The following is an 11,944-nucleotide window of genomic DNA, read 5'->3' as shown; positions in this document are numbered from 1 at the left end:
GCCCCTCGCCAGGACTACCCGCGTGCGAACGCGACGAATGCCGCCCATTCGCCGAGGCCGATCCGGAGCGCCGGCCCGTCGCCCCGGGCCTTGGTGTCCCGTACGCGTACGGCGTTGTGGTCGGCGGCCACTTCCACGCAGTCGCCGCCGTCCGATCCGCTGTAGCTGCTCTTGAACCAGTGCAGCTCGTCGGCGTTCCCCGCAACTTGCTCCATGCTCATGTCTCTCCCCGCAGCTGTTCGATGAACCGAGCAGACCCCTACACGTTCAGGGTTGTCGGTCGGGGCGCTCGTAACCCGGCCGGTCGTAGGCGATCAGTTGGCACCCGGCTTCGTGCTCCGTGCCACCTCCGTCGTGGTGCGGGCGCGGCGCGCCCGACTCGCTCGGTCTCACATGATGATGACGTGGAGTCAGACGGCGCCGGCGAGGAAAGCGGTCCAGGCGGCGGGCGCGACGGTGAGCATGGGACCGTCGGCGGTCTTGGAGTCGCGGACGTGGACGGCGGCGGGACGGGCGGCCACCTCGACGCAGTCGCCGCCCTCGCTGCCGCTGTGGCTGGACTTGCGCCAGTCATAGGCGACCTCGACGCAGTTGCCGCCTTCGCTGCCACTGTGACTGGACTTGGACCAGATGAGTGCGAGGTCGTGGTCGGGGTGTGCTGCGGAAGTCATGACTCTCCAAGCAAGTCGTCCAAGAGGCGCATGCTCTGCTCGGGAGGGAGCGCCTGAGAGCGCAGCATCCCATATTTCCGATGGAAGACGCTGACCTCGTCGAGGTCGTCGACCAGGAAGCTGACGCGCTGCCCCTCGATATAGGCCATCTGATCGTGATCGGGGGTCTCCAGCAGCACCATCGGGCCGTCCAGGGCCGCGTGCATCTCGCGGTCGGTCGGCACGATCTGCAGTCCCAGGAAAGGGAGTCCGGCGCATCGTCGCAGGTGCAGAAGCTGTTCGCGGAGCACCCGGCGGCCCCCGATCGGACGGTGCAGAATGCTCTCCTCCAGCAGGAAGTTGGCCATCGGCCTGGGCTTCCGGTCGAAGATCCTCTGCCGGTCGATCCGCGACGCGACCCGTTCCTCGATCTGCTCCTCCTCCAACGGCGGATAGAGGGAGGCGAAGACCGCGCGTGCGTACTCCGGGGTCTGCAACTGTCTTTTTCGAACAAGCGGACAGTATCCCGAGGCGGGGGCTCAGCGAGCGGCGGTACGCCTTCATGCCCGGGCGAGGCGGCCTCGACGCCTCCTCGAAGCCGAAGGAGGGAGCATGGGCCACGAGGATGGCCCATGGGCTGGGAAGTGATGCCGTTTCCCAAGCCCGACTGCGTCCAGGTCGTCGAGTGACTGCGTGGCCCGACGCACGACGCGGCGAACCGCGGCGCGTGAGCCGGGGTCCCCCTCTCCGCGGTCGGCTTCGGGAGCAGCCGCTGCTCGGGTTCGGGGGCCCCGGACGCGAAGAGTGGGGTCAGTCGTCGACCACCGAGCCGAGCGGCGGCCGGGCCTCGGCGAGCTCCTGCGGGGTGCGGCGCAGGGCGGCCAGGAAGGTGACGAGCGTGCCCGCCGCCGCCCAGGCGGACAGCACCAGCAGCGGCCCGGTGATCGCGTTGCCCTTGAAGTAGGCGATCGAACGGGCCACCCAGGTGCCGGCCCCCGGCGGCAGCGCCGGGCCGATCGCCCGCCAGAAGTCCGGGAGCATCGGCAGCGGGAAGGCGCCGCCGGCGCTCGGGTTTCCCGCGATCACCACGATCAGGACGGCCAGGCCGATGCCCACGATGCCGGTGAGCGCCTGGAGGGCGAGGGTGAGCATGCCGACCGCGAAGACGGTCAGCGCCCCCAGCCCCGACAGGCCCCAGAAGCTTCCGGGCAGCGCGCCGAGAACCGGGCCGATGATGAGCGCGCCGCCGATTCCGCCCACCACCGAATACAGCGCCATGACGCCGGTCCGGATCAGCGCGCGCTGCCGGTTGGCGGGCTTGGCGCCGGCGCTGATCGCCAGGATCGAGGCGCAGAGATAGCCGCCCACGCACCAGCCGACCACCAGGTAGAAGGACGAGATCCCGTTGAAGTCCTGGGCGGACGCGGGGGCCAGGTCCACCGGCCGCACCGTGCGCTGCTGGGCCTCCTCCGCCTTCGTGAGGATCTTGGTCAGGGTGTCGGCCATGGCGGTGCCGCCGCCGGAGGCGACGAGGACGGTGTCCGTGGTGCCGGTGGGGTCGACCACCAGGGCGCCGTCGATCTCGCGGTTCAGGATCTGCTCGCGGGCGGTGGCCTCGTCGGCGACCGCGCGGGCGTCCAGCGGGCCGCCCGGGAGGTTCTTCAGTTCGGTCAGGAGCTGCGCGGACATCTGCTGGGGCGCGACGACCCCGAAGGGGACGTCCGTCGGTTTCGGCTTGTGCAGGGCTCCGACATAGGAAGTGATGAACAGCAGTTGCAGGGCGAGCACCCCGATGACGAGTACCGCGGCTCGTGGGGTGACGGAGTTCTTCACTTCATCGACGAAATTCATTCCGCCCATGGTGGGGGGTGTCGGTCGTTTGTGCAGAAATGACTAGGCCGAATGGGTGAATCGAGCGCGGCTGGGGGCGTGCATGCGAGGTGACCTGCCGCAGTGAGGGCTGAGCGATTCTCGGCGAAGGTCGAGTGATCGATCTCCGCTGGTGTGCCGAGCCGCGGGAGCCGGCGCCTGGCCGCGCTGGTCGACGTCGCCCTCGCCGGCTTCATCGCCTCGCTCGTCCATGCCAAGATTCGAGGGTGGATATGACCGACGTCACGCGTGCGATCGCGGCTGCGACTTCGGTCGCCGCATCGCTCGGCCTGCCGGCCGACGACGCAACCGTTCTTCACAACTCGAACAAGCTGGCACTGCGGCTGACGCCATGCGACGTCTTCGCCCGGGTCGCCCCCGTGGGACAAGAGGTCGCACAGTTCGAAGTCGATCTCGCCCAGCGGCTCACTGAGGCCGGATGCCCGGTGTGTCCCTTGGAGCCTCGGGCGGACCCGCGTGTGTACACGCGCGATGGTTTCGCGGTGACGCTGTGGACCTACTACGAGCCCGTGACACCTCGCACCTCACCAGTCGACTACGCCAAGGCGCTGGAGCGGCTGCACGACGGCATGCGCGAGGTCGACGTGCCGAGCCCGAGGTTCACGGACCGGATCACGGAGGCGGAAGAAGTCGTCGCCGACCCGGATCGCTCGCCGGAGCTCGCCGACGCGGACCGCGTGTTCCTCGGCGGCAGGCTGGCAAGCCTGCGACGGGCGATCGACGACCGCGGCGCCGTGGAGCAGCTGCTCCACGGCGAGCCGCATCCGGGCAATGTGCTCAGCACGAAGGACGGCCCGTTGTTCATCGACCTCGAGACGTGCTGCCGTGGACCCGTCGAGTTCGATCTCGCCCATGTTCCCGAGGCGGTCTGCGAGCACTATCCAAGCGTTGACCAAGGGCTGCTGGACGAGTGTCGGCAGCTCGTTATCGCGATGGTCGCCGCGTGGCGTTGGGAGCTCGGCGACCAGTTTCCGAATGGGAGGCGGTTCGGAGAGGAATTCCTGCGCCTGCTGCGCGCGGGTCCTCCTTGGCCGACGCTCGACACGGTGACCAGGCGACTGGACGGTCTGTAGAAATCGCCGAAGGCCACGTGAAAGCGGCGAGGGATCAGAGGGATCAAGCGACGAGACTGTCGCCGTTGCATCCCCATGCGCGCCGGCCTCGCTGCCGCGCTGAGCCATGGCGCCGGTGTCAACAGATGCGGCAATTCATTACAGCCGCCAGCCGCCAGCCGCCGGCCGCCAGTCGCCGCAGATTCGCCATGAACGCCGGATCCGGCACCCCGGCGTGCACGAACTCCCAGCCCGGCGCCGAACAGGCCCGCCCGGTCGCGGCGCATGCCTCCGCAGCCCGTTCGTCGACGCGGTCCTCGACGTGGAGATCGACGATCCGGGCGCGACCGTCGGCCGGCCGTACGAAGTAGTCGGGCGGCTGCCGTCGCTTCGCGTCGCCGCCGCGCCAGTGCGATCAGAACGGCTGGGAGGCGATCCCCACCACGTCCTCACGCGCCCCGGCCTCTGCCGCCACTCAACCTTCGCTGAGAGAACCTGGCGGTCGCCAGGCTTCGCCGGCAACGCTCGACCTTCGCTGCGAGGGGCCCGCGAGGCGTGGCGTCCGGTCGGCTCCGGGCGCCCCGGCCCTGCCCGCTTCGTATATCGTACGAACGTTCGAAACCTGGTCTATGGTGGAGACGAGGGGGTGAATGAGCGACGGAACGGTCCAGGAGGTGCGGATGCCAGGGTTCACGCATCTGCATACCGTCTCCGGGTTCTCCCTGCGGTACGGGGCCTCGCACCCGGACCGGCTGGTGGAGCGCGCCGCGGAGCGGGGGATGGACGCGCTCGCGCTGACCGACCGCGACACGCTCGCGGGAGCGGTCCGGTTCGCCAAGGCGTGCGAGCGGTCCGGGGTGCGGCCGCTCTTCGGAGTGGACCTCGCGATGGGGCCCGCCGCGGGGATCGCGGGGGCGGAGCGCACGAGAGAGGGCGCGGGCGCGCATCGGCTGCGGACCCCGGTCCGGGGCGGCGCCTTTGTCGATGAATCGGCCCCACGGGTCACCTTTCTCGCCCGGGACGGCGCGCGGGGCTGGGCGGAACTGTGCCGCCTCGTGACCGCCGCGCACGCCGGCGCCGGGCCGCGCACCGCGACTGCGGGGGGCGCGTACGCCGGCGCGGGAGCCGCGCCCGGTGCGAGGGCCGGCGTGGGCGCCGGTACGGGGGCGGCGGGGCAGCCCCTGCTCGACCGGTCCGCGCTGCCCGGTGACGGGCTCGTCGTCCTGCTCGGCCCCGCCTCCGACGTCGGCAGGGCGCTGGCCGCCGGCCGCCCGGACCGGGCCGCCGAGCTGCTCGCCGCCTGGCGGGAGATCCACGGCGACGACCTGCGCCTCGAAGCCGTCCACCACGGGCGCGAGGGCACCGGTCCCGGATCGCTGCGGCTCGCCGCCCGTACCGTCGGCTTCGCCGCCGAGCAGGGGGTGCGGGCCGTGCTGACCAACGCCGTCCGGTACGCCGACCCCGGGCAGGGCCCGGTCGCCGATGTGCTCGACGCCGCGCGCCGGCTGGTCCCCCTCGACCCCCGCCGGGCCCCGCTGGACGGCGGCGAGCGCTGGCTGAAGGCCCCCCGCGCGATGGCGGAGACGGCCGAACGGATCGCCTCCGCCGCCGGGCTCGGCCGGGGCACCGGGGCGCGGCTGCTGGCGGAGACCCGGCGCACCGCCGACGCCTGTGTCGTCGACCCCCGGAGCGACCTCGGTCTCGGCGCCGTCCACTTCCCCGAACCGCACCTGGTCGGCGCCGCCCACCGCACCGCCCAGCGGGTGCTGGCCTCCCGCGCCGCCGCCGGCATGGTGCTGCACGGCTACGACCGCAGGCGCGACTACTGGGAGCGGATGCGCCGGGAACTGGACATCATCGCCTACCACGGCTTCGCCTCCTACTTTCTGACGGTCGCTCAAGTCGTCGACGACGTACGGGCGATGAAGGTGCGCGTGGCCGCACGGGGGTCCGGTGCGGGCTCCCTGGTCAACCATCTCCTCGGGATCGCGCACGCCGACCCGGTCGCACACGGGCTGCTGATGGAGCGCTTCCTGTCCACGCGCCGGCCCGTGCTGCCCGACATCGACATCGACGTCGAATCCGCCCGCCGGCTCGACGTCTACCGCGCGATCATCGAACGCTTCGGCGCCGAACGGGTCGCGACCGTCGCCATGCCCGAGACCTACCGGGTGCGCCACGCCATCCGGGACGTCGGCGCCGCGCTCTCCATGGACCCGGCCGAGACCGACCGGCTCGCCAAGGCGTTCCCGCACATCCGGGCCCGCGACGCCCGCGCGGCCCTGGCCGAACTGCCCGAACTGCGCGACGTGGCACGGGAGAAGGACCGCTACGGGCGGCTCTGGGAACTGGTCGAGGCGCTGGACGCGCTGCCGCGCGGCGTCGCCATGCACCCGTGCGGGGTGCTGCTCTCGGACGCCTCCCTGACGTACCGGACGCCCGTCGTCCCCACCAGCGGGGAGCACTTCCCGATGGCGCAGTTCGACAAGGACGACGTGGAGGACCTGGGGCTGCTCAAGCTCGACGTGCTCGGCGTGCGGATGCAGTCGGCGATGGCGCACGCGGTCGCCGAGGTCGAGAGGGCCTCGGGGCGGGCCGTGGACCTGGACGCCCTGCCGCCGGGCGACCCCGAGACGTACCGGCTGATCAGGAGCGCCGAGACGCTGGGCTGCTTCCAGATCGAGTCGCCCGGCCAGCGCGACCTGGTCGGACGGCTCCAGCCCGCCGACTTCCACGACCTGGTGGTCGACATCTCGCTGTTCCGACCCGGACCGGTCGCCGCCGACATGGTGCGGCCGTTCATCGAGGCCCGGCACGGCCGGACGCCCGCCCGCTACCCGCACCCGGACCTGGAGGGCCCGCTGCGCGAGACGTACGGGGTGGTCGTCTTCCATGAACAGATCATCGAGATGCTCGACATCATGACCGGCTGCGGCCGGGGCGAGGCCGACCGGGTGCGGCGAGGGCTCTCCGACCCCGAATCGCAGGACCGGATCAGGGTGTGGTTCGCGCGGCGGGCGGCGGAACGGAAGTACGACGCCGAGGTGATCGCCCGCACCTGGGAGATCATCGAGGCGTTCGGCAGCTACGGCTTCTGCAAGGCGCACGCGGTCGCCTTCGCCGTGCCGACGTACCAGTCGGCGTGGCTCAAGGCGCACCACCCGGCGGCCTTCTACGCCGGGCTGCTCACCCACGACCCGGGCATGTACCCGAAGCGGCTGCTGCTCGCGGACGCGCGGCGGCGCGGGGTGCCGGTGCTGGGACTGGACGTGAACCGCTCGGCCGCCACTCATCGAATCGAACTGGTGTCCAGTGATGGGGGCGGGACCGGGACCTCCGGGAAGGACTTTGGGGAGGGCTCCGGGGTCTGGGGAGTGCGGCTCGCGCTCTCGGACGTCCACGGCATCAGCGGGGCCGAGGTCGCCCGGATCGAGGCCGGGCAGCCCTACACCTCGCTGCGGGACTTCTGGCAGCGGGCCAGGCCGGGCCGGCCGGTCGCCGAACGGCTGGCCCAGGTCGGCGCGTTGGACGCGTTCGGCGCCAACCGCCGCGATCTGCTGCTGCACCTGTCAGAGCTGCGCCGCACCCAGCGGGGCGCCTCCTCCGTCGCCGGTGAGCAGCTTCCGCTCGGCGGCGGCCGCCGGACCGGCGCCGTCGGGCTGCCCGACTTCAACGAGGCCGAACGCCTCAGCGCCGAACTGGGCGTCCTGAGCATGGACGTCTCCCACCATCTGATGGAAGATCACCACGCCTTCCTGAAGGAGCTGGGCGCGGTCTCCGCCAGGCGGCTGCGCGAGGCGCGGCACGGCCAGACCGTGCTGGTCGCGGGCGCCAAGGCGGCCACCCAGACCCCGCCGGTCCGCTCCGGCCGCCGGGTCGTCTTCACCACCCTGGACGACGGCACCGGCCTGGTCGACCTGGCCTTCTTCGACGACAGTCACGCCGCCTGCGCGCACACGGTCTTCCACTCCTGGCTGCTGCTGGTGCGCGGAGTGGTGCAGCGGCGCGGGGCGCGGAGCCTGAGCGTGGTCGGCTCGGCCGCCTGGAACCTGGCCGAACTGGCCGAACTGCGGCGCACCGGCGGCCTGGACGCGGTCGCCGCCCGGCTGGCCGAGGAACCCCGGGCCGAGGAGCCCCGGGCAGGGGAATCCCCGGCCCGGGAGCCCTCGACCGCCGACGGCACGCCGCCCGGGACGCCCGCCGCCGGGACCCCCGCGCCCACCGGCGACGGCCGTCGCGTCCGGCTGCCGACGGGGTACGAGATGAACCCCTGGTCCGACCTCCAGCCGCCGGGCGAGGGCGTCGCCACCGGCCGGAAACTGTGGCACCAGAGCCCGGGGAGCGCGGGATGAGCGGCATCGACCGGAACCTGCCGGGAACACCAGGAACACCGGAATCACCGGGAACACCGGAATCACCGGGAACACCGGAATCACCGGGAACGTGGGGCCCGCCGGAAAAGCCAGCAGGAACACCGGAAAAGTCGGAGACACCGGAAACACCGGAGGCCGACCCGCCGGGCATCCTGTACCTGCGGTTCCGCACGGTCGGCGGCGATCCCCCGGACAGCGTCCGCTACGAGGAACTGCTCGCCCTGCTCGGCACGTTCACCCCGTCGGTCGAGGCGGTCCGGCCCGACGCGGCGCTCGCCGACGTGCGCGGCGCGCTGCGCTACTTCGGCCGGGACGCGAGAGGACTGGCCTCGGTGATCCGGGTCCGGGCGCTCGCGCTGCACGGCGTGGACTGCGTGATCGGGGCGGGGGAGAACCCGATGCTGGCCCGGATGGCGGCCCGCCGGGCGGCCCCCGGAACGACCTTCGTGGTACCCCGGGGCGCGGCGGCCGGGTTCCTCGCCGCCGAGCCGGCCACGGCGCTGGACGGCGTCGGCGCGGCGACGGCCCGCACCCTGCGCGGCTACGGGCTCGACTCCGTCGGCCGGATCGCGGCGACCCCGCTCGGCACCCTGCAACGGATCGTCGGCGCGCGGACCGGGCGGGAGCTGTGGGAGCGGTCGCACGGCATCGACCGCACGGCGGTGGCGCCGGGCGCTCCCGCCCGGTCGATCGCCGCCGAACGAACCTTCCCGTACGACGAGTTGGACCCGGAACGGCAGCGCCGCGCACTCCTGTCGCTCACCGAGGAGCTGGGCGCCCGGATGCGTCGGGACGGGCAGGTGTGCCGGGAGCTCACCGTCCTCGTGCGCCACGCCTCCCGGACCGGGTACGCCACCCTCAGCCGCACCCGCGTCCTCCCGGAACCCACCGCCCACTCCGCGGCGCTCACCGGCCTCGCGTACCGGATCCATGACTCGTTCGGACTGCAACGGGCCCGGGTCCGGGGGATCGCGCTGCGCGCGGAGGGCCTGATGGACGACGAACGGGCCGCGCATCAGCTGTCGTTCGACCCGGCGGACGAACGGGCGCGCCGGATCGAGGCGGTGGCGGACCGGCTGCGCGACAAGTACGGCCCGCAGGCCGTGATGCCGGGACGCCTCGCGCCCCACTGAGCCCGCCCTTGCCTTGCCCTTCGGTGTTTTGACGCGCCATCAGTTTTTACCGACGCGTAACTTCCCATGCCACCCTACCCGTGCGTAATTTGGTCTGACACACAGCAGGACAGCCATCAGAACTTGTGGTCCGGGCCGCAGGGCGTACCCCCGACGCAACTCCCTCGAGCCGCAAGGAGACCACACGATGCTGCCCCGGATACGCGCGCCGCGCGTCCGCCGCGCCCGGAGAACCCTCGCCGCGCTGCTCCTCGCCTTCGCCGCCGCGGCCACCCCCGCGGCCGCGGCCGCCGCCGAACCCGCTGCGGCCGCCCCCACCGCCGCCGCGGCCACCTCGCGCGGCTGGAACGACTACTCCTGCAAGCCCTCCACGGCCCACCCCCGGCCCGTCGTCCTGGTCCACGGAACCTTCGGGAACTCGATCGACAACTGGCTGGCCCTCGCCCCCTACCTCGTCAACCGCGGATACTGCGTCTACTCCCTGGACTACGGGCAGCTGCCCGGCGTACCGCTCTTCAACGGCCTCGGCCCGATCGACAAGTCGGCCGGCCAGCTCGCCGCCTTCGTCGACAAGGTGCTCACCGCCACCGGAGCGCCCGAGGCCGACCTCGTCGGCCACTCGCAGGGCGGGATGATGCCGAACTACTACCTGAAGTTCCTCGGCGGAGCCGCGAAGGTGAACGCCCTGGTCGGGATAGCCCCCGACAACCACGGCACCACCCTTCTCGGCCTCACGAGGCTCCTGCCCTACTTCCCCGGCGTGGAGCACCTGCTGAACACCGACACCCCCGCCCTCGCCGACCAGGTGGCGGGCTCCCCCTTCCTCACCAAGCTCAACGCGGGCGGCGACACCGTGCCCGGAGTCCGGTACACGGTCATCGCGACCAAGTACGACGAGGTCGTGACCCCGTACCGCACGCAGTTCCTGGACGGCCCGAACGTCCGCAACGTCCTGCTCCAGGACCTGTGCCCGCTCGACCTCTCCGAGCACGTGGCGGTCGGTCTCCTCGACCGGATCGCCTACCACGAGGTGGCCAACGCCCTCGACCCCGCCCACGCCACCCCGACCACCTGCGCCTCGGTCGTCGGCTGAATCAAACAGGGCCGGAGCATTTCCGAGGACGGGGTAAGCGCCGATCCGGGCCGATGCGGCAGGTCGGCGCCGGTGCCTTCGTTCTGTGCCTGCGAGTCCGCAGGTTCCGACAGAATCGCCTATGAGTATCCATGTCAGTGGCGGATGGCACGATCGACCCATGACGACGATCGACTGGGACTCCGCGGCCGACTCCTTCGACGAGGAGCCCGGCCACGGGCTGCTCGACCCGGTGGTCCGGCACGCCTGGGCGCGGCGGCTGGAGGACTGGCTGCCCGGTGCGCGCTCCGAGGTGCTCGACCTCGGGTGCGGCACCGGGAGTCTCGCGGTGCTCGCCGCCGGGCAGGGGCACCGGGTGACCGCGGTCGACCGGTCGCCGCGCATGGTGGAGCGGGCGCGGGCCAAGCTCGCCGGGACCGGCGCCGAGGTGCTGGTGGGGGACGCGGTCCGGCCCCCGGTCGGCGGGCAGCGGTTCGACGTGGTCCTGGTCCGGCACGTGCTCCCGCTGCTGCCCGATCCGGCGGCGGCCCTGCGCCGGTGGTTCGGTCTGCTGCGGCCCGGCGGCCGGCTGGTCCTGATCGAGGGCGCCCGGGACGGGGCCGGCCTGCCGGCGGAGCGGCTGACCGGGCTGCTCGCGGAGTTCACCGACCGCGTCCACCACGAACGCCTCTCCGGCGACCCGGACCTGTGGGGCGGCCCGGTCGACGACGAGCGCTACGCCCTGGTGGCCCGCGCCGAGCCGCCCCGGCGGCACACCGAGGTCGTCGACGTGCACCTGATCCTCCGCCGAGGGGCCGACGTCCTGCTCGCCCGCCGGTCCGGCACGGGATACGCGGACGGGCTGCTGCACTGCCCGTCCGGACACGTCGAGGACGGCGAGGACGTCCGCGAGGCGGTGATCCGCGAGGCCGCGGAGGAGACCGGGATCGAACTCGGCCCCGACGAGCTGCGGGTCGCGCTGGTCATGCAGCACCGGGGCCCCGGCGGCAGCCCCAGAACGGGCTGGTTCTTCGAGGCCGAGCACGACCCCGCCCGGCCTCCGTACAACCGTGAGCCGGAGAAGTGCTCCGAGCTGGCGTGGTTCCCGCTGAACGCGCTCCCGGACGACGTCGTCGCCTACTGCCGGGCCGGGCTCGACGGCTACCGGGCGGGGGAGCGCTTCCTGATCCACTGGCACGAGGACGGCGACCCGGTGGCGTACGAGCCGCACGGCGTCCGCCGCGCCGTCCCGCTGCCGGTCGCGGAGGACGGCACCGGCGGGGTGCACCACATCGAGCTGTGGGTGCCCGACCTGCCGGCGGCCGAGCGGGGATGGGGGTGGCTGCTCGGTCGGCTGGGCCATGTCCCGTACCAGCACTGGGAGCACGGGCGCAGCTGGCGGCGCGGCGACGCCTATGTGGTGGTGGAGCAGTCGCCCGATCTGACGGGGGAGACCCACGACCGGCGCCGCCCCGGGCTCAATCACCTGGCGTTCCACGTCCGGGACCGGGCCGCTCTGGACGCCCTGGTGGCCGAGGCCCCGGAGCACGGCTGGCGGCAGCTCTTCCCGGACCGCTACCCGCACGCGGGCGGGGACGAGCACGTCGCCGCCTACCTGGAGGACGCGGCGGGGTACGAGGTGGAGCTGGTCGCCGGGGCCGGACGCGCCCGCCCGGCCCCGCGGGAGCCGGAGCCGTACACCGATGTGCGGGAACGCGCCCGGGACTGACGGATGCCCGCCGGGGCGCGGCCCCGGCGGGCATCGGGAGAGCGG

General features: G+C 72.7%; 8 protein-coding genes and 1 pseudogene. 5 read left to right on the top strand and 4 right to left on the bottom strand.

The window, feature by feature from the left end; all coding sequences use genetic code 11:
• Nucleotides 1-14: 14 nt before the first annotated feature.
• The 4 genes and pseudogenes from WA762_RS19680 to WA762_RS19665 form a co-directional block, all read right to left on the bottom strand.
• Nucleotides 15-221 carry a DUF397 domain-containing protein gene (locus WA762_RS19680; protein ID WP_335937186.1) on the bottom strand — a complete coding sequence of 69 codons (207 nt, stop codon included), beginning with the start codon at nt 219-221 and terminating at the stop codon, nt 15-17.
• A 189-nt stretch (nt 222-410) separates the two neighbouring features.
• Complete coding sequence (locus tag WA762_RS19675) at nt 411-671, bottom strand: DUF397 domain-containing protein (RefSeq protein WP_335937185.1); 261 nt, start codon at nt 669-671, stop codon at nt 411-413.
• Nucleotides 668-1,156 (bottom strand): annotated as a pseudogene (locus WA762_RS19670) (DUF5753 domain-containing protein); the annotation flags it as partial. The gene WA762_RS19675 and the pseudogene WA762_RS19670, both read right to left, overlap by 4 nt.
• 304 nt (nt 1,157-1,460) lie before the next feature.
• Complete coding sequence (locus tag WA762_RS19665; RefSeq protein WP_335937184.1) at nt 1,461-2,501, bottom strand: ABC transporter permease; 1,041 nt, start codon at nt 2,499-2,501, stop codon at nt 1,461-1,463.
• 251 nt (nt 2,502-2,752) lie between these two features.
• On the opposite strand from WA762_RS19665, the gene WA762_RS19660 reads away from it, so the two are divergent.
• From WA762_RS19660 to WA762_RS19640, 5 genes are all read left to right on the top strand, one after another.
• Nucleotides 2,753-3,613, top strand: a complete 861-nt coding sequence (locus tag WA762_RS19660; protein WP_335937251.1) for an aminoglycoside phosphotransferase family protein — start codon at nt 2,753-2,755, stop codon at nt 3,611-3,613.
• Between the two features lie 659 nt (nt 3,614-4,272).
• On the top strand, nt 4,273-7,944 hold the full coding sequence (locus WA762_RS19655) for a DNA polymerase III subunit alpha (protein WP_335937249.1): 3,672 nt from the start codon (nt 4,273-4,275) through the stop codon (nt 7,942-7,944).
• Nucleotides 7,945-8,123: 179 nt separating this feature from the next.
• Nucleotides 8,124-9,098: a DNA polymerase Y family protein gene (locus tag WA762_RS19650; protein WP_335937248.1), complete on the top strand. Its 975-nt coding sequence runs from the start codon at nt 8,124-8,126 to the stop codon at nt 9,096-9,098.
• A 187-nt stretch (nt 9,099-9,285) separates the two neighbouring features.
• A complete protein-coding gene (locus WA762_RS19645; protein WP_335937183.1) occupies nt 9,286-10,191 on the top strand; it encodes an esterase/lipase family protein in 906 nt (301 codons plus the stop codon).
• Between the two features lie 160 nt (nt 10,192-10,351).
• Nucleotides 10,352-11,899 carry a trifunctional class I SAM-dependent methyltransferase/NUDIX hydrolase/VOC family protein gene (locus tag WA762_RS19640; RefSeq protein ID WP_335937182.1) on the top strand — a complete coding sequence of 516 codons (1,548 nt, stop codon included), beginning with the start codon at nt 10,352-10,354 and terminating at the stop codon, nt 11,897-11,899.
• Nucleotides 11,900-11,944 lie beyond the last annotated feature (45 nt).

The organism is Streptomyces tyrfis, assembly GCF_037034285.1.
Taxonomy (GTDB): Bacteria; Actinomycetota; Actinomycetes; order Streptomycetales; family Streptomycetaceae; genus Streptomyces.
This window is presented reverse-complemented; position numbering and strand designations above follow the sequence as displayed.